14 protein-coding genes are annotated in these 19,571 nt (G+C 51.1%); 7 read left to right on the top strand and 7 right to left on the bottom strand.

Annotation, left to right across the window (positions count from 1 at the left end):
- The first annotated feature begins 17 nt into the window (after positions 1-17).
- The 4 genes from ACR6Z4_RS17890 to argZ all read left to right on the top strand — a co-directional run bounded on the left by ACR6Z4_RS17890 (position 18) and on the right by argZ (position 7,011).
- The gene (locus ACR6Z4_RS17890; protein WP_479718664.1) at positions 18-239 is read left to right on the top strand and encodes a DUF4327 family protein; all 222 of its coding nucleotides are present in this window, start codon (positions 18-20) and stop codon (positions 237-239) included.
- A gap of 192 nt (positions 240-431) precedes the next feature.
- Positions 432-2,387 carry a hypothetical protein gene (locus tag ACR6Z4_RS17885; RefSeq protein WP_479718663.1) on the top strand — a complete coding sequence of 652 codons (1,956 nt, stop codon included), beginning with the start codon at positions 432-434 and terminating at the stop codon, positions 2,385-2,387.
- A 391-nt stretch (positions 2,388-2,778) separates the two neighbouring features.
- On the top strand, positions 2,779-4,566 hold the full coding sequence (locus ACR6Z4_RS17880; protein ID WP_479718692.1) for an ABC transporter ATP-binding protein: 1,788 nt from the start codon (positions 2,779-2,781) through the stop codon (positions 4,564-4,566).
- 312 nt (positions 4,567-4,878) lie between these two features.
- On the top strand, positions 4,879-7,011 hold the full coding sequence (gene argZ, locus ACR6Z4_RS17875) for a bifunctional arginine dihydrolase/ornithine cyclodeaminase (protein ID WP_479718662.1): 2,133 nt from the start codon (positions 4,879-4,881) through the stop codon (positions 7,009-7,011).
- A 218-nt stretch (positions 7,012-7,229) separates the two neighbouring features.
- On the opposite strand, the gene ACR6Z4_RS17870 is transcribed toward argZ, so the two are convergent.
- Together ACR6Z4_RS17870 and psb27 are read right to left on the bottom strand one after the other, a co-directional pair.
- Complete coding sequence (locus tag ACR6Z4_RS17870; protein WP_479718661.1) at positions 7,230-7,400, bottom strand: hypothetical protein; 171 nt, start codon at positions 7,398-7,400, stop codon at positions 7,230-7,232.
- A 166-nt stretch (positions 7,401-7,566) separates the two neighbouring features.
- On the bottom strand, positions 7,567-7,965 hold the full coding sequence (psb27, locus tag ACR6Z4_RS17865; RefSeq protein WP_479718660.1) for a photosystem II protein Psb27: 399 nt from the start codon (positions 7,963-7,965) through the stop codon (positions 7,567-7,569).
- Positions 7,966-8,222: 257 nt separating this feature from the next.
- On the opposite strand from psb27, the gene ACR6Z4_RS17860 reads away from it, so the two are divergent.
- The gene (locus ACR6Z4_RS17860; protein ID WP_479718659.1) at positions 8,223-8,717 is read left to right on the top strand and encodes a DUF427 domain-containing protein; all 495 of its coding nucleotides are present in this window, start codon (positions 8,223-8,225) and stop codon (positions 8,715-8,717) included.
- A gap of 118 nt (positions 8,718-8,835) precedes the next feature.
- Complete coding sequence (locus ACR6Z4_RS17855; protein WP_479718658.1) at positions 8,836-9,186, top strand: NIL domain-containing protein; 351 nt, start codon at positions 8,836-8,838, stop codon at positions 9,184-9,186.
- 85 nt (positions 9,187-9,271) lie between these two features.
- Here the strand turns inward: ACR6Z4_RS17855 and ACR6Z4_RS17850 are convergent, their stop codons facing one another.
- The 5 genes from ACR6Z4_RS17850 to ACR6Z4_RS17830 form a co-directional block, all read right to left on the bottom strand.
- On the bottom strand, positions 9,272-10,207 hold the full coding sequence (locus ACR6Z4_RS17850; RefSeq protein WP_479718657.1) for a PIN domain-containing protein: 936 nt from the start codon (positions 10,205-10,207) through the stop codon (positions 9,272-9,274).
- Positions 10,208-10,210: 3 nt separating this feature from the next.
- On the bottom strand, positions 10,211-11,749 hold the full coding sequence (locus tag ACR6Z4_RS17845; protein WP_479718656.1) for a site-2 protease family protein: 1,539 nt from the start codon (positions 11,747-11,749) through the stop codon (positions 10,211-10,213).
- Between the two features lie 1,097 nt (positions 11,750-12,846).
- Positions 12,847-13,785, bottom strand: a complete 939-nt coding sequence (gene murQ / locus ACR6Z4_RS17840; RefSeq protein ID WP_479718655.1) for an N-acetylmuramic acid 6-phosphate etherase — start codon at positions 13,783-13,785, stop codon at positions 12,847-12,849.
- Entirely contained in the window at positions 13,782-14,183 is a 402-nt protein-coding gene (locus tag ACR6Z4_RS17835) for a DUF3110 domain-containing protein (RefSeq protein ID WP_479718654.1), read from the bottom strand. Before ACR6Z4_RS17835 ends, murQ begins: the two co-directional genes overlap by 4 nt.
- A gap of 6 nt (positions 14,184-14,189) precedes the next feature.
- Positions 14,190-14,312 carry a hypothetical protein gene (locus ACR6Z4_RS17830; protein ID WP_479718653.1) on the bottom strand — a complete coding sequence of 41 codons (123 nt, stop codon included), beginning with the start codon at positions 14,310-14,312 and terminating at the stop codon, positions 14,190-14,192.
- A gap of 180 nt (positions 14,313-14,492) precedes the next feature.
- Between ACR6Z4_RS17830 and ACR6Z4_RS17825 the strand changes: the two genes are divergently transcribed.
- Positions 14,493-19,514 (top strand): translocation/assembly module TamB domain-containing protein, encoded by a 5,022-nt coding sequence (locus ACR6Z4_RS17825; RefSeq protein WP_479718652.1) that lies wholly within the window; start codon positions 14,493-14,495, stop codon positions 19,512-19,514.
- Positions 19,515-19,571 lie beyond the last annotated feature (57 nt).

The raw sequence follows: 19,571 nt of genomic DNA, 5'->3' as shown, positions 1-19,571 counted from the left end.
ACAGAGGGTGAGTCATCATGCTTCAGTCTGTTCAGTATTCTATGGACGTTATCCAAGATGAGGCACGTCAGCTAGTTAGCAAAGGCACCATTAGCCGTCATCAACCCATCTATGCTCTGTGCAAATACATTCCGGCGCGGGAATGGGCATATGTCGAATGTGAATTAGAGAAGTGTGACTTCTTATTGAGAGATCGGATTGGCGATCTGATTGGTCACGAAGAGTGGGATAACGATTAACCCTTGGAGAAATGAATCTCTATCCACTCATCGTTAGGGATGGATCGGGTTTGATAGTTCATCCATAGCCGTACCCTACGGAAACTACGTAGCGCCTAAGCATAAAAAAGACCTGTTATTGAAACTGTCCGGAAGCCAGGTTTGCCATCTGAAGAATTGAGCGATCAGTTGCTTCGATGAAAACAGACCGATATGCAAACGACGATACCCGGCAAAGATTTGCACTCTTTAGATACAACGCTGCAATATTTGCTGGAAGATAGTCCTCTTGGAATTCAGTGCGTTTTTAGAGAGGGGCGACTGATTGTTTTGGGTCAGCACAGTGCGGATATCGCGGTTGATTCAAAACAAATGTTGCGGACGCTAGAACGCAAGATCCAGTCATTGCAACTTCAGTTTGCCCAACAGGTACTTCTCTATCTCCGGATATTTGGCGAGAAACACCCATACGCCCACCGTAGATTTGTTATCCAACCACCACCACCGCCACCGAACCCGGTATTATGCCAAGTGCGAGGGCAATCGGGAAATGCCGCCCACTCCATTCCTCAAGATGAGTGGTTGGTGGGAGATGAAGAACTGGATACGCTATTGAGTCAGCTGATACCGTCAGCCAACTTGATTGCGTTAAATCCCTATGTAGACGCTGACACGCCGCTGGATTCAGTTCCCACGGTAGAGACGGCGTCTGGGTCTGATCTTGCCATCCCTCGCGATCCTCATCTCGATCCCTACATCGATCCCCAACGGGATCCCGATATCGATCCCCAGCATGATCCCCACATCGATCCCCAACATTCGTCTGAGGCTGGCGTTGGTCTGGTGCCTTATGGAGCCATTCAAACTCTAGCCCTCTCGGGGCGATCGACTCAAGTCCACTGGATAACAAAACTGCATCGCAAAGCCGTTTGGACGACAGGAACAGCCGTCCTGGGTTTGGCAGGAGGCGCTTACGTGCTGACTCGTCCTTGTAGTTTGGCAACGTGTCCCGAGATCCAAAATGCCCAAACCCTTAGCCAAGAATCGATTGAGACGGTTCAAGCAGCAACAACCAAAGGGGATTTAGAACTGGCCCAGCAGCATCTGACGCAAGCCGTGACGTTGTTGGAAACAATACCCATCTGGTCGAGCCAGGGGCACAACGCCAAGGTCTTGATGCAGACGTATCAGGAGCAGGCGATCGCCCTAGAACACATTATTCATGCAGAAAATCAAGCCGCTGTTGCGGTTGAAAGAATTCAAAGTGCGCCCCATTCTGTAGAAGAATGGCAAGAGATCCAGACACTGTTACAAGAAGCGATCGCCCAACTCGAAGAGATTCAGCCTGAGAGTCAGGTGTATGAGTTTGTCCAAGAGCGATCGCAAACCTATCAAGCCTCTTTAACCGAAGTTGAGTATCAACGGCAGCTAGAACAAAACGCCCAACAAGCATTAGACAACGTCAAACAAACCGTAGAACTGGCGGAAGCACGGCAGAAGATCGCCCAATCGCTAGCCAATTGGCAACTGGTGCGAGCAACCTGGCAGGTGGTGATGATGCGACTGGATGAAATTTCAGACCACACCCTGGCGGCAGAAGCGGCGCAAACTCTCAAAGCCGCGTACCAACCGCAATTAGATGCCGCCAATCAACGGGTTGAGCAAGAACAAACCACCGCAAGAATTTTGCAACAGGCAGACCAGCAAGCCGTGCGGGCAAAAGCTGCCGAACAACGATATGACTGGCAGCAAGCAGTTTCAGGCTGGTCAGCGGCGATCGCCTATGTGCAAACAGTTCCACAAGGCACCTCCCAACGCGTAGCTGTGGAATCGCGCATCACGACTTACAAAACCGCACGCGATGCGGCACAACAACGCCTCGATGCCACCAACCGAGTTGAAGCGGAGTTAGCCAAAGTTTGTACGGGCGAGTTACAAATTTGTACCTTGCTATCGGTGAACAGCAGTATTCGAGTGCAATTAGCAGGGTCGTATGTTGATGCGATCGCCGCTGCCCGAGAGACGGGTAATCGCAATTTGCAAGCCATTGTCGCCGAACATCAACTCAACCTCAGAAAGACGTTAGAAAAGATTGCCGCTGATTTTCAATTACCCGTTGAAGTCTACAACCCAGACAATGTCATGCTCGATCGCCATCTTCCCCGGTAAACCAATGCAACTTGCAATAGCGCATTACGTGCGGTTAGATCCAGATTATTTTTTGAACGCCATGCTCTGCATGGCGTTCAAAAAATAATCTAGACTCCACGCGATCGCAGATCACAATATCCTCGTCAGCAAGGTTTCTGCCAAAACAGCGAGAATGGTAACACACTAAACATTGCTAATTTGGTTCATGAGATTGAGTGTGAGTGCCGCGCAGAGCGCGGCACTCACACTCAATTCCATCGCTGGATTAAGCAACGCCAAACACTAGACGCGGCTGGGGGAATTTGATCCATTGGCAAACCAACACTTGCAAAACGGTTGGCGCAAGCCCAACCCCGCATCAACCACTCGCTCAACCACACCGCACTCTGAGCAACCCTTGCAGCGACTGATGCAATATGGGCGATCGCATCGCAGCCAAATACAACAGGCGATCGCCTGTTCGATTCTGAATAAAATTTTTGATCTGGCTCCACCGGCTTTGATTGGTGCTGCCGTGGATGTGGTGGTGCAACAACAAAATTCATTAATTGCTCAGTTTGGCATCCAGGATGTGCGATCGCAATTGATTGTCCTCACCGTCCTCAGCTTCATCATCTGGGGTTTAGAGTCGTTGTTTCAATATGCGTACGATCGCCTCTGGCGCAACCTGGCACAGACCATTCAACATGAGCTGCGATTGGATGCTTACGCACATCTGCAAGAACTAGAGCTAGAGTACTTTGAATCACGCAGCACAGGCGGCTTGATGTCGATTTTGAACGATGACATTAACCAACTTGAGCGCTTTCTAGACTATGGTGCCAATGAAGTCATCCAGGTAGGTGTGACGGTGATTGTCATTGGGGGTGCGTTCTTTATCCTGGCACCCGGTGTAGCGTGGATGGCAATGCTGCCCATGCCTTTTATTCTCTGGGGTTCAATTGCGTTTCAAAAACTGCTTGCCCCCCGGTATGCCGATGTGCGAGAACGGGTCAGCCTGCTCAACAGTCGTCTTTCCAACAATCTCAGCGGCATTATGACGATCAAAAGCTTCACCACAGAAGCCTATGAAGTCCAACGCCTGACAAACGAAAGTGAAGCCTACCGCCAGAGCAACCGACGCGCGATCGCCTTAAGTGCCGCCTTTGTTCCGTTAATTCGCATTATTATCCTGATTGGCTTCTCTGCCACTCTGTTGTTTGGTGGGTTAGAAGTGGTGGATGGTGCGCTTTCGGTGGGCACCTATAGCGTCTTGGTTTTTCTGACCCAACGCTTGCTCTGGCCGCTGACACGCCTGGGTGAAACGTTGGATCAATATCAACGGGCAATGGCGTCAACCACCCGTGTGATGAATCTACTGGATACCCCGATCGCCATTCATTCCGGGCATCTGGCATTGAATAGACGTCAGGGAACAGCGCTTGAAAGCAAAGAGGAGATGGCTCACGCCTCTCACCATGCCATTCCCGGTGAAATAGTGATCACTGATATTACCTTTGCCTATCGCGATCGCCCCCCTGTGATCCACAATTTATCTCTCCACATTCCAGCCGGAAAGACAACGGCGATCGTCGGTTCGACAGGGTCGGGCAAAAGTACGTTGGTGAAGCTATTACTGCGGCTGTATGAAATTGAATCGGGCAGCATTACACTTGATGGCATTGAACTGCGCGATTTGAAATTACCCGAGCTGCGACGTGCCATCGGTTTGGTCAGCCAGGACGTGTTTTTATTTCATGGCACCGTTTGGGACAACATCACCTATGGCAGCCCTGATGTGACACAGGCGGACGTCATAGAAGCGGCGAAAGTCGCAGAAGCTCAAGAGTTTATTGATCAATTACCCTGGGGATATGACACGATCGTGGGCGAACGGGGACAAAAATTATCGGGCGGACAACGGCAACGGCTGGCGATCGCCCGTGCCGTCTTGAAAAACCCACCCATCCTGATTTTGGATGAAGCCACGTCAGCAGTCGATAATGAAACCGAAGCTGCCATTCAGCGATCGCTGGAGCGCATTACCCAAAATCGAACCACCATTGCGATCGCCCATCGCCTTTCAACCATTCGTAATGCGGACTGCATTTACGTCATGGAAAACGGCACGTTGATCGAACAAGGACGACACGAAGACTTGTTAGACCGTCAGGGTATCTATACCAATCTATGGCGCGTGCAAATGGGATTGAGATAGTCATTGCTGGGCGCATAGAACCCGCACAGCATATAGTGTGGCGCGGCGAAGCTGCACCATACCCATACCTGATCTAGGATCAGGCTAAATCTAGTTGATTTGTCTACATGACCTGACTTTGTAAAGCGGATGTATAGAAAAATTAAATACCTGCCGACTTAAAATGTAAGACTGTCTTTGACAACTAGTGGTGCAAACACTAAATTTTGCAGCATGGAGGTTGGGGGTTTCACCCCTTCATATCAAAGCCGCGTCAGTCCTATCTATTATTCTTTGTCGTTCTACCGCATCTAAATCTGCCAAAAGGTTCTTATGAGTGCTCCGATCCGTTTTCTAATGTGCTCTCCTCAACACTATGATGTCGATTATGTGATTAACCCCTGGATGGAGGGAAATGTTCACAAATCCTCTCGCGATCGCGCTGTAGACCAATGGCAGAAACTATTTCACGTTCTCAAAGATAGAGCGGTTGTTGACCTGGTGGAGCCTCAAATTGGTGTGCCAGATATGGTTTTCACTGCCAATGCAGGCTTGGTTTTAGGCGATCAAGTCGTTCTCAGCCGCTTCTACCACAAAGAGCGTCAGGGAGAAGAACCCTTCTTTAAAGAATGGTTTTTGTCGCAGGGCTATACAGTGCATGAGCTACCCAAAGACTTACCATTTGAAGGGGCGGGCGATGCGCTGCTCGATCGGGAAGGACGCTGGTTATGGGCAGGCTACGGCTTCCGCTCTGAACTCGACTCCCATCCCTTGTTAGCCAAGTGGCTAGATATTGAGGTGCTGTCTTTGCGCCTGATGGATGAACGGTTCTACCATCTCGATACCTGCTTCTGTCCGCTAGGCGGCGGCTATTTACTCTACTATCCACCTGCCTTTGATGCCTACTCTAACCGTCTGATCGAAATGCGCGTTCCTGCAAATAAGCGGATTGCCATTGATGAATCGGATGCCGTTAATTTTGCCTGCAATGCTGTCAATATTGATCGAATTGTGGTGGTCAATCAGGTCAGCAGTAGCCTCAGGGCACGTTTAGAAGACGTTGGCTTTGAGGTGATTGAAACCCCCTTGACCGAATTTATGAAGGCAGGGGGTGCTGCTAAATGTCTGACGCTGCGTGTCACAGAGCCATTAGAACCGACTCACCATGCGGTTGCTGCCGTAGAAAGCCGCACCATTCAACTTCAGGGGCATTTGCTCGACTCCGGGCTGATCAACCGGGCACTCGATTTGATTGTGGAAGGGGGCGGTAGCTTCCAGGTGCTCAATTTCAGCCTGGGAGAACAACGGCAAAGTACGTCTTCAGCAGAAGTGAAGGTACTGGCTCCTTCCCATGACGTGATGGAAACCATCATGATGCAACTGATTGATATGGGAGCTGTGCCCAGACCTCAAGAAGTGTGCGACAACCCTCTAGAAGTGGTGTTGCAAGATGGCGTGGCACCGGATGACTTCTACGTGACAACGATTTATCCGACAGAGGTGCGGGTTAACTGTCAGTGGATCAAGGTCAACAATCAGCGCATGGATGGCGCGATCGTCGTCTCTGATTCACCCGAGGGTGCGGTTGCAGAATGTAAACTATTGCGCGATCTCAAACAGGGCGATCGCGTCATTGTTGGGGTAGAAGGGATTCGCACCATTCGCAAGACCGAATCGCGTGAGCAACGCAATGCCCAAGAATTTAGCTTCATGGGTTCTGGCGTTTCCAGTGAACGGCGTGTGGAATTAGTAGTCGAGCAAATTGCCTGGGAACTTCGTAAAATCCGCGATCAGGGTGGCAAAGTGGTCGTAGTAGCAGGCCCCGTTGTCATTCACACGGGAGGGGTCGAGCATCTGTCTGGGTTGATCCGAGATGGTTATGTTCAAGCCCTTTTGGGTGGCAATGCGATCGCCGTTCACGATATCGAACAATCGTTAATGGGCACTTCTTTGGGAATGGACATGAAGCGGGGCGTCTCGGTGCGCGGCGGACATCGGCACCATCTCAAAGCCATTAATACCATTCGGCGGTGCGGTAGTATTGCCAATGCCGTCGAGCAAGGCGTTCTTACCAGTGGCGTGTTTTATGAATGCGTCAAGCACGATGTGCCTTTCTCTCTTGCAGGCTCTATCCGGGATGATGGGCCCCTACCCGATACTAAAATGGATCTACTAGAAGCCCAATCCGACTATGCTCGGTTGATTCAAGGAGCCGATCTGATTCTGATGCTCTCTTCCATGCTGCATTCCATCGGCGTCGGCAATATGACGCCAGCGGGTGTCAAGATGGTGTGTGTCGATATTAACCCGGCAGTTGTGACCAAGCTGAGCGATCGCGGTTCTGTAGAATCGGTTGGTGTTGTGACGGATGTGGGGTTATTCCTCAGTCTGCTGGTGCAACAGTTGAATAAATTGACCAGTCGGTATCAAATGGAAAAAGAACTGCAAGTTATTGTTCCGCAGTAGCCGTTCCGCAATAACCGTTTGACAATATCCCGATGAAACTACCTCGCACTCTTCGCAAAAGTCTGATCCTGGGCGGATTGTTCGCACTGATGGCATTTTTGTACATCGGTCTTCAGGGCAGCGCGATCGCTTATTAGAGACTTTCAAGAAATTGTGCGAGAACCCGCGCTCCGCGCGGGTTCTCACACAACCTCCTGATTTAACCATCTCGACGATTGCTATAAATCACGTCGATGATTTATTTCAGGGGCGAACGGTCGTTCGCTCCTGAAAACGATGCCATGGTCAATGTTATTTAATTCACGCTCCTCAGGAAAATGCGATCGCCAACGCAACAGCCATGGATCGGGATGGATGACACTCAGCTTACCCACCAGTGGTCTGTCCATTAAAAATTGACGGTTAAAACGGGTGATGTGCCGCGCGAAACGCGGCACATCACCCGTCAGAAAATACTGGACAAAGCACTAGAGCCTAGAGACTTAAGTCCGATCGCAAAAGGGAGTGTTGCGCAGCAACACTCCCTTTTTTCCTTAACGATTTAACCTGTGGGAGCTACGAACCCCGCTTCAGTGCCGATTCGATCTGAGCAAACTCTTGCTCCAGGCGAAGTTTTAGCTTTTCAGGGACGGGACGATTGGGATACGAACTGTAGTGCCCTGCCAGCGAATTTAGAGCCGTCCGCATCGTCGTGAAAGAACTTAATTTAGTGAGCGATGGGTTACTGCGATAGCGCGATGCAAAATTATTAATCATCTGCCGTGCTTCTGCTTGCGCGGCTGCCTTATCAGGCGAACCATCCGGCAGATTAATGGCAGTTCTCAGGCTACTCACCACGGCTAGAGTATCTTCCCGATAGCTACCAGTAAGTCCGCTGGGTGAGGCAGAGCAACCCATCAAGCCAACGACTAGCATCAAAGTCAGGGCAAGCAGGCGAGACAAAAATCTTTTCATAAAACCTCAGCAGAAAAAGCGGGGATCAAATACTCATTTGCCAATCATAACTTGAAGCGGGTACAGGTTTTGTAGACCGATAGGTAGGGATCACAGGCAAGACAGGTCTACCCCACCCCCAACCCCTGTTTTCGCACTACCCTATAATAAACCTCTCGAAAATTAAGTTTTTTGGATTAGTTTGGGCGGGGGCTTTGCCCCCGCCCAAACTAATCTGCAAGAGGTCTAATCAGTTCTTCCGATTCATCAACAACCCTATGAGACCGCAACGCATTCCCCCTCAGCCCGGACAAGAATCTGTTTGGGACTACCCCCGCCCCCCTCGATTAGAAGACTCGACCAAACATATTCAGATCGTTTTTAACGGCGTTGTTATTGCCGATACTCACCGTGCCAAGCGGGTTTTGGAAACCAGCCATCCGCCCGTGTATTACATTCCCCCGGAAGACCTGAAACCTGACTGTTTCATCCCAACGCCCCGCTCAACCTTTTGCGAATGGAAAGGACAGGCTGCCTATTACACAGTGACCGTTGGCGATCAACGGGCTGAAAATGTTGCCTGGTATTACCCCGACCCAACCCATGCATTTGCTGGCATCAAAGATTACGTGGCAGTTTACCCCAGTCGCATGGAAGCTTGTTATGTCGATGGCGAGTTGGTGCAGGCGCAACCCGGAGACTTTTATGGCGGCTGGATTACCCAGGACATCGTAGGGCCGTTTAAAGGCAGTACAGGCACTTGGGGCTGGTAAAATACGGTTTGCCGATAGATTTACTGTACTTTATGACCTGAATAGAGTACGATGAAGAGATTCATCCAGCAAAACGCGACTCCGATGGAGAGCTAATCTTAGCCAGGAGGCATTGGCGATGATTCAATCTGACAACGCGACCCAACCCAACCCCAACGTCACTAAAATATTGAGTTCGACGCCCCAACGTCCTGCCGACGCAGACGATAATCGTTACGCTCAAACTCGCATCCGTCTTCGGATTCCCAAAGATTATTGCCAGGAACCCGTGATCTCCCATCTCATTTCTGAATATGGAGTGACAGTCAATATTTTGGCAGCCCTATTGGGGGCAGATGCGCGGGCTGATGGCTGGTTTGATTTAGATATCAAGGGACCGATGAAACAGATTCAGAGTGCGCTGATGTATCTCAATGAGCTAGATCTAGAGATTTGGTATGACACCGACGCCCAGACAGACGGTTGGTAATGTCAGAACCCCGATGGTGATGTGTTGAAAAAAAAGGCGCAGAGCGCCTTTTTTTTTCAACACATCACCATCAATGCTTGCGCCCCTATGAAACAGCATGGCTCAAGAGCGGCATCAATCCAGCCGGGTCGGGTTTTGTAGCTATCGTGAGTGTAGCGTCAGGAGTGTGACTGGCTGAAGGACCGATGGGCTTGTTCAAATCATCGGCGCGAATCGAGCGAATCAACAGCCACCCCAGCCAAACGCAGACCGCTAACCCACCCAATGCCAGCAACAACGAAAGCAATTGCCGCAAGCTGTCAGAAGTGCTGGATGTCTCTCGGATCATCGTGTTACTTTTGCGCGTCGCTGTGATCCGAGAGGGGTGGGTTGAGGTGAGGCGAGAGGACGGTGTAGTGGATGTCGAAGGCATCGGTGATGAGTTCAATCGAGATTGCGATGTTACTTGCGGCATCCCCGATTTGATACCCGTGGTGAAGCCTGTGTTAAAACCAGAATTGGGTGGCATCCCACTTTCAACCCGCAATCGTTGTAGCTTTTGACTCACCGCAATGGGACGTTGACCTGTACGGCACCATTGCAACAACGACTGCCCCGTCACGGCACAGAGATTAGACGCCTGGATATCGTAAATCCGCTGGAGCATGGTGCGATCGCTACTGACCAACACCACCAGACTGGCAGGAAAACTTTGAGAAATCGCATAGGCACAACGACCGACCGCCAGCGACACCCTGGCACGCTTGGTCAGCGATTGCCCTGAAGCCGACTTCAAAACAGCATGATGGGCATGGGCTTCACTAATTTTCCAGCCACTGGTGGCATAAAATCGATTAAATTCTCGGGCGATTCGCTCTAGATCGGGGTCTGGAGAGCGATCGAAGAGAAATTTCATCTCTTCATACACCACCTGCGGAATAATACAACTCCCCACCCGACTAAACTCCAACCATTCTCGCGGAGTTGCGGTCGATAGAGCGTTAATATCTAAAACCAAAATCACGGGAGGGAGAGCTGCCATAAATTAACCTCCAATACCAAGACGACCTGCCAAACTGGGGGTCAACGGTAGTAATATTGCCAGCATTAAAAACAGTGCCAGTAGCGCCAGGGCAGCTCTAGCATCATTTGGCTCGGACAATTCATTGAGCGACGGTCTTTCCAGATCTCGCTGCAAAAATAAAATGACCACTGCCCAATACAGTGCCAGTGGGTTGACCAACGCCGCCAACCCCAATAGCACCAACGTTGCGATCGTTGTTCGTCCTGCGACTTTACGTCCATAGATCGCTTGCACAACGCGCCCGCCATCGAGTTGTCCGGCAGGCATCAGGTTGATTGCCGTCACAACCAACCCCAGCCACCCCATCACCATCAATGGATGAACATCCACCAACGGTTGTTGCAACACATCACCCAAAATCACTCGCGCCAACGTTCCGACTAAAATTGACCCTTGGAAAAAATCAGACGGAATTTGGAATAAGCTGCCTTGACCGGATAACAATAACCCGACCACCAGCATTGCCAGGGACACCAGACCACCCGCAGCGGGGCCGGCAAATGAAATATCAAACAAGACCGAACGATTGGGGAGTAACGATTCAAATCGGGTTAACGCACCGAATGACCCAATTTGCCAGGTTGGGATGAAAAAGGGTGGGCTTAGCCGGATCTGATGTCGTGCCGCCAATACACGATGCCCCAACTCATGCGCCGCCAGAATAGCAATAATGCCAAGGCTGATCGGCAATGTTTCATGAAATCGACTGACGTTGCCAATCAGGTCAAACCCTAATAAAAAGCCGGACGCTTCCATGCAGGTCGCGATCGTCGCCAATGCCAGCATGGCTGCAACCATGGCTTGCAAAACGGTCGTTGGCTTTGGATCATTCGCACTCGGCAACACAACGACCACAGGCTTACCATCGGGTCCCTCTACCAAAAATAGACGGTAGCGATCGCTCAATTTATCCGCAAGATGACTCGAAAGTCGGGTAAACGTGTCTTCTACTTCTCCCCGCAAATTTCCTCGAAAAATTGCCCCATTCTGATAGGGAATCGTCTCGGTGACAAAAAAGGTATCAATCCCAAAAATACTTTTGATCAGAGTCAAATCTTCAGCGGGAATAGGCAATAGCTCAGGTGCCGCATCGGCTGGCTGCGTCTCTTTTAGGGTGTCATCCACCTTGCCATCTGCAAACTTGACTGCCTCTGGATCAAATGAATCAGAGCTAGCCTCCGGATCAAGCGATCGCAGATCGGACTCTTCACTCGAAAGAGCTGTGGAAAATGTCTTGGGCACACCGGCATCTGCCCCTATTGCTCGCAACCGCTTCCCTAAGAAAATGTATAAGCCGATCGACGTTACAAATAGAAATAAAATTCCTGCCAGGTTTAGATAGACCCCAACTATGGTCAAACCAAAAATAATTAGCCAGGGAGCCATTAAAGTGAATGACTGAAGCCAAGCCAAAATGCCCAACTTACCAAAGGGTCTGGCGCGATAAAACCCCCAACCCAAAATGCCCAATGCTGCTAATAAAATTAATGTGGTGATCATCTCCAACCATTCCTCTGCCCTATATAACAGAGCCAATTAAGGCATGGCATCTGACTGAGTTACTTATCCAAGACCGTACGCAGATACTAGTAGATGCAGCCCAATGTTTGCTTTGGCTCTATCCTAAACCTATCAAGCTATCATCCAAGATCAGCAGAAATGCAAATGCTTTTTTGAAAAGTCAATATTTGGACTGAGCCTGTTTTAAGTGCCTATGCGAAAAGTGATGAGAGGGGTTGATGGTTCGTTCCCGAATCGCACAAATCATCAACTTTTCAGATAAGCTCTCAGACCGGACCGTTCATCGCAGACAAACTGCCCGATCTTCAATGAAAAACAGGTTCGGTGCCTGACCCAGATGCTCATGAATAAATCTGCAACCCTGGTCTAGAAGTAGCACGCAGCGCGCGACACGTCTAAACCAGGATGGGAGTAAATGTCATCCATGTGTCTGAAAATAGATCTCGAAACGTCGGGTCAAAGCGGTAAAACCCTCCCCTAAAGGCGAGCTTGACCAAACCCTTCTAAGGATCGTGAATTGAATAAAACCAGAACTTCACGTTCGGCAGCGCAGCGTCGCCGCACTTCCCAAAACAAATGTCCGGGTTTTATTGGATGTGTGATCCTAAGTTTCAAACTCTATTGACTCAGACCTGCACCAAGGACTTGCCCCAAAAAAGCACTTTTTATTATCTGAGATAGATATAAACCGCCAGATTCAACAAGTGCTTGCCGGATCTAGCTCAGCCGGATGCCCCTGAAAGAGATTATTTTACGTGCTATTGCAGCACATTAGGATGTGAATGCGTAAGTCTTGACTTACGGGGAGGCAATGAGAAATAGCGTAAATACACTGACACCCAACATTTATTCTATGTTAAACCATAATCTCTAGTTGTATCTGTGAAAGCCAGATTCGATAAGGCTTTTCATAAAAAATAGAGCAAAATTTCACAGGAAAGTGACGGACGGAGATTCGGTATAACTGGCATTGACACAATTTTGGATTTAACGGTTGGGAAGGAAATTTCCCCATATAGCTGAAATCACTGAGCGTTTCCTCAAGAAACATTCAGCGATTTCAGCATATAAAAATCTTAAATGGAGTGACTCAGCACCGCTTGTCGTAAATTACCTTGATGCATCTCTAACAGGCGATCGCCTGCCTCTGCGTCCAGCCCTGTCCAATGCATCAGTAATGCTAATTTCACCCGACGACCGCTTTTTTCGAGCAAAACGGCAGCGGCTTCTCGGTTCAACTCCGTCAAGTCTTGGAGAATGCGCAATGCCCGATCGTGCAGTTTTTTGTTAGTCACGGCGACATCGACCATGCGGTTGCCATAGACTTTGCCCAACCGCACCATAACCCCGGTCGAGAGAATATTTAACGCCAGTTTCGTCACGGTTCCGGCTTTGAGGCGAGTCGAGCCTGCCAAAATTTCGGGACCGACCAACAGGCGAATATCGATATCCACCTCGGCACTCACCTGTTCTGCGGGTACACAGGCAATCAGAATGACGCTAGCGCCTCGCTGACGAGCCGACTGCAAGGCACCATGAACAAAGGGGGTAGTGCCCCCAGCAGTGATGCCGACGACCACATCCAAATCAGTGATATGACGATGGGCGATCGCCTGTGCCCCATCTTCTGCCCGGTCTTCTAAATCTTCAGAGCTACGCACCAGTGCCCCAGCTCCACCCGCAATAATGCCCTGCACCAATTCGGGAGAGGTGCAAAATGTGGGCGGACATTCGGCAGCATCCAGCACCCCCAGACGCCCACTGGTACCAGCACCGACGTAAAACAGGCGTCCACCATGACGCAGTGCCGCTGCAATACAGTCAATCGCAGCCGCCAGAGAATCTTTTGCTGCCGCGATCGCGGCGATCGCTCGGGCATCTTCCTGGTTAAATAGCTCAACGATTTCCAGAGAGCTGAGTTGATCGAGGTTTTGGCTATGAGGATTGGCTTGCTCGGTGAGCAAATGACCGCGTTCTTCTAACTCATGCGCCGACTCAAAACGTTGATTGCTCACAACAACCCCTCTAAACGGCGACGAATTTGTTCTAACTCAGATGCAGACAAGTCTGGTTTGCCATCGGGTTTGCCATCAGTCGGAGATTGATCAGGGGTCGATTCGAGTTGCCAATCGAGATTTTCTACATTTGATTCTGGCGGAATTGCCAGCGTGCCATCGGGCACCAACACGCAATCGTAATCGGCTTCTTCGCAAAATTCTTCGACCTCTTCCGATTCAATCGCTTCGACCGTCGGACTCATAAAATCTTGCGCTTCTAGCAAAAGCCCATAGCGTATGGCGTCGTCTTCTGATTCAAACATCAGCACGACATTCCGATCCGTATCTTTGAGCTTGAGGGTATGTATGCCCTCATTCACGGTTCCGAGGTTAAACAGTAAAACAAATACGCGCATACGCTTTTAGAGGCTGTCAAGCTCACAATAACGGCTGACATTTACATTTTGCCGGGTTGTCATTGGGCGATCGCGGAGGATGGCACAGACGACTGCGCGGACTGGCAAGATGGTCGAAATGTCGTTCACCTGTCTATGGTAATGGGGAATGGAGATCAGGGATCAGCCTCCGTATAATTTCACTCGGTGTAGCAATTTAGCGATTGAATTCTCCAGGCTAATTGAACTCTGGAGGAAACTACTGTAGGTTTTTAGTGTCTGATCAGGGTAGCCATAGCAGTCATTCGAATCGGCAGGATAAGGGCGAACATGACCAACTCTCCTAACCCAGAGAATGAATCGGAATCGGTAAATGAGGCAGAAGCCTTACGGGAACGGCGATCGCGTCGTCGCCGCCGTCGGCGACGCATCGGTTTGGGCGTGGGTACAGTTGTCCTGGTTGGCATTGCTGTCGGGGCATGGCGAGGGTGGGTGTTTATCTACGAAGATTTGGTGCCCGAGGTCGAAAGCAGTCTATCCGATACAATGAATCGCCCGATCGAGTTAGGAACGGTCGAACGCGTCAGTTTATCGAGTTTGCGCCTGGGTCCTTCCAGTCTGCCTGAGACGGCTACCGATCACGATCAGGCTTCCGTCGAAGCTGTCGAGGTGCAATTTAATCTGCTAGAAGGTTTATGGACGCGACGGGTGGGTCTCAACATCCGGCTGATTAATCCCCAGGTGTACATCGATCAAACTGAGGATGGTCGCTGGATCGAGATTGAGCCCCAGACTAAAGAATCATCTGGGTTTATTAAAACCCAGCTCGATAGGATTGAGGTGGACAATGCTGAGGTCATCTTGGCTCCGTTTCCAAAGTCCCAGAAACAGCCGGACGCCTCGGATGCCTCAGAGCCTGCGGCGAGTGGCGATGCAAATGGCAATGCGGCTGGAAATACCGATACAGTAGACCGTCCGGAAGCCACAGCTGAAGCAAACCCGAATGGAAACAGCCCCACGGGCGAAGCGATTACCGAAGATACAACCTCGACCGATATTAAGGGGAACGCGCCAGTTCCGATCCAGGTTGTGTTTAAGCAGGTGAATGGTTGGGCATCGTTTCAGGATGACAACAAACACATTACCTTTGAGGCGATCGCCCTACCGAAAAAAGGCGGCAGAGTCGAACTTGGCGGTGAAGCATTATTGCGATCGCAAGATATTAAACTAGCAATCCAGGCTGAAAATCTGGAGGGTTCAGACGTCCTCACGTTGATCCCGGTGCCGCTAGCGCTTCAGGCAGGAAAAGTCTGGGGTAATTTAGAGCTTGCCTTCCATGAGGGGAAAATTGCCAGTATCAATGGGACAGGACGCTTTCAAGATGCGATCGCCACAATTCAAGGGGTACCCAGCCAATTCACCGATGCCAGCGGACGCTTGCGGTTTCAGGGCAAACGCATCGGCTTAGAAGAAGTGCAGGCTATCTATGGGCAAATTCCGGCAACTGCCGCCGGGTCAATCGATTTAGATCAGGGCTATGATCTGACTGCCCAGGTTCGAGGTGTACCCGTTGCCAATATTCTCAAAACCTTTTCGCTCAGCACGCCAGTTGCCCTGAGTGGGGCATTCAATTCCGACATTCGTCTCACCGGGGCATTGCCGGAACCGCTTCTGACAGGAACCGCTGAGAATACGCAAACGGTGCGGGTCGATCGGGTCGATCTCAGATCGGTACAAGCCAAGTTTACAGTGACGCCGCAAGGGTTGACCTTCGACCAGGTTCTGGCAACTCCGACTGCCGGAGGTCAGGTGGTCGGCGATGGACAGATCGTCTTTGCCACCCAAACCCTGGCATTTAATGCGATCGCCCGCGATATCCCCGGAGATACCGTCGCTCGTCCCTACGGCTTCAACAATGCCAGCGTCCGCCTCGGTCGGGTGGCAGCGGATGTGCGTGTGGCAGGGACGTACTCTAACTTTCAAACAACGATCCAATGGCGTGCTCCAGAAGGCACCTATCCCGGTCAAGGGGAATTGTTGATCGCAGGCGATCGCATTCAGGCTCGCAATACAACCTTGCAAGTGGCAGGTGGCACCGTCACGGCGAGAGCCGACTCGATTGGCGGACGCTTACAGGCGGCGGTGACGATTGCCGGGGTGCGGCTGAACCAATTTGCCAGCAACCTATCGGGTTTATTTGACGGCACCATTCAAGTCACAGGCAATTTATTTAACCTCAGCCCCCGTACGATTCGGGCAACGGGAGATGTACGGCTGTCGGACGGTCTGCCCGGACTCAATCGCCCCCTGACAGCCGCCCTTCAGTGGACAGGCGAAGGCTTGCAGATCGATCGGGCAACCGCTCCCGGACTGGATGCCAGCGGCTTTATTGCGGCTCGGCTGGAGGGAGAAGGTGCCCCCGGCATCGGCAATCTTAATCTTGACGTGCGCCTGAACGATTACAGTCTGGCATCCTTACCCGTGACGCTGCCACCCCAACTGCAACTGGCAGGGCAGGCAAATTTTGCAGGTCAAGTCACAGGGACACTGGATGATCTGCTCGTTGCCGGGAATCTCCAACTCGAACGCTTACAGGTGAATCAGATCACCTTTGAACCCTTGCTCAGCGGCGCAATTCGCTACGGTACCCAACGCGGGTTAAACGCCGATCTCAGGGGCGATCGCGATCGCATTGCTGTCAATCTCGATAACCAAAACCGTCCGGTGACCTTCGCCTTAGTCCAGGGCGACATCACCGCAGAAGGCAGGCGTCAGGGCGATATTCTTCAGGCAGAAGTCCGCAACTTTCCGTTGCTGGCGCTCAATTACGCCCCGGCTGCCCAACAGGGATTCGGTGCCATCGGTGGCATTGTCAACGGCAACTTTGCTGTGAATATCAACGACCTGTCTAATCCTCAGATTGTCGGTGCAGTGGCGATCGCCAATCCAGCGTTGGGCTATATCGATGCGGATAGTTTTGAGGGCAGAATCAGCTATGTCAATGGCGTTGCCAGCGTCACCGAAGGCGAATTGTTGTTGGACAATAGCCGCTATCTGATTAACGTCGGCGTCAATCTTGCCAGTGCCGATCCCAATGTTCGAGGAGAAATCATCGTCGATCGGGGTGATGTTCAGGATGTATTGACGGCGCTGCAATATTTTGACCTCGGTGACTTTGGCAGAGGCGTTGAAACGCCCACCTATAACGATGCCGCCGATGTGCCAACTGTGCCGATCGATGTCACAGGCAGACCGTTGTTCTATCAATTGCGCCGATTCTCTGAAATCGTTGCCCTGGTGCAACAAGAACGCGATCGCCAGGAAGAAGCAGAAATTCTTCCGGCACTGGCGAAGCTGCAAGGCACCTTTACCGGCAGCATTCAGCTGGGCGGGTCGGTGCAAACAGGGGTGAATTTAGATTTCAATATCAACGGCGAAAACTGGAATTGGGGCGACGATTATCAAGTGGCTCAAGTGGTTGCCAATGGGAACTTTGCCGATGGCATTCTGACGCTATTTCCGGTGCGACTGCAAACGGGCGATCGCTTCCTCTCGTTTTCTGGGCAGGTGGGGGGCGACCAACAATCGGGACAGCTACGGGCACAAAATATTCCAGTTGAACCGCTTCAAGATTTAATCAATCTCCCCGTAGATTTGACGGGCAATCTCAACGGCAGCGCCACCCTGGCAGGCAGCATCAAAAATCCTCAAGTCATCGGTCAACTCGGTCTCAGCGATGCCACCCTCAACGAAACCCCGGTTGAACAAGCCCAAGCCACGTTTGGATACGACGACGCCCGCCTCAGCTTCAACGGCAGAATGGCAATTAGTGGTCCCGAACCGCTTCAGGTTGTCGGCAGTGTCCCGTATCCGCTGGCATTCATGGATACCGATCCAGAACAGGAAGGAATTAACCTGCTACCAGACATTAATCTCACCCCTGACCTGGCTCTCGATATCAATGTTCGCAATGAAGGGCTGGCACTGCTCAATGTTCTCAGCCGTCGCCAGTTGACCTGGGGAGGAGGAGAAGGAGCGGTGGATGTCGTGGTTGCCGGTACCCTGGAGCGCCCTGCGGTCACTGGCACGATCCAACTCAGCAATGCCGAACTCGGAGTCCAGGCTTTACCCGAACCCATCACCGCGATTAATGGGCAAATTTTGTTTGATTCCACCGTCATTCACGTTGCCCAGTTGCAAGGGCAGTTTAGCCGGGGCGAAGTCGCGATTCAGGGCGATCTACCGATTTTTCCGGGTGCTGTTCATAACGATGGCACCAGCTTAGAGCCGCTCTTGGTGAGCATGGATCGACTGGTCTTAAACTATCCGGGTCCCAATGGAGAAGACCTCTACAGAGGCAAAGCCGATGGTCGGGTGTTGGTAACGGGCAGTGCTTTTGCTCCGCTGATTGGTGGACGGCTGGTCTTAAGCAATGGTCGGGTGATTATCCCCAGCGGTACTACCGTTGTTTCCACCGCCGCGCCAGCCACGAATGACGCCGATTCCGGTTTTTCACCCCGCCTGGAAAATTTCCGCCTGACTCTGGGTAATAATCTACTCGTCACCCGCCAACCCGTGCTCAACTTTGTTGTGCGGGGCGATCTCAACGTCAATGGCAGCTTCGATGATTTGCGTCCCGAAGGAACGGTTAACCTGTTGAGTGGTCAGGTCAACTTGTTTACGACTCAATTTAATTTGGCAAGAGGATACGACAGCAGAGCGACTTTCTCGCGCAGTTCTGGGTTAAATCCCTATGTCGATGTCCAACTGACAACCTCAGTGCCCGAAGTGAACCGCAATCCGTTTCAAACCACCACCTCCCTCTCGTCATCGGAAATTGCTGATCGCCCCATTACCGATTTCGGCACGTTGGAAACCGTGCGGGTGCAAGCCAATGTCAGAGGTCCAGCCGATCAAATTTTTGACAATCTAGAACTGACCAGTAGCCCGCGTCGGTCTGAAAACGAAATTATTGCCCTCCTGGGTGGTAGTTTTGTCGATACCCTGGGGCAAGGGAATGGGGTATTGGCGATCGCCAATTTGGCGAGTTCTGCCCTGTTAACCAACCTTCAAAGCCTGATTGCTAATACACTGGGATTGAGTGATTTCCGCCTCTTCCCCACGAGTATCAGTTCATCGAGCGATCGCACCTCTTCGTTTGGCATTGCCGCCGAACTTGGCTTTGATATCACCAGCGACATCTCCATCTCAGCCCTGCAAATTCTCACCGACGACAGCATCCCCACCCAGTTCAACATCCGCTATCGGCTGAGTGACGAGTTCCTGCTGCGTGGCTCTACCAACCTTTCTGGCGACACACAGGCAGTCTTAGAGTTTGAAACGAGATTTTAGTTGAGGAATTTAGGGGCTAGCAACAAAATAAAATCCCAGTTTTGGTGTGGCGCGGCT

The organism is Calyptranema fuscum S582 (assembly GCF_055793305.1).
This window is presented reverse-complemented; position numbering and strand designations above follow the sequence as displayed.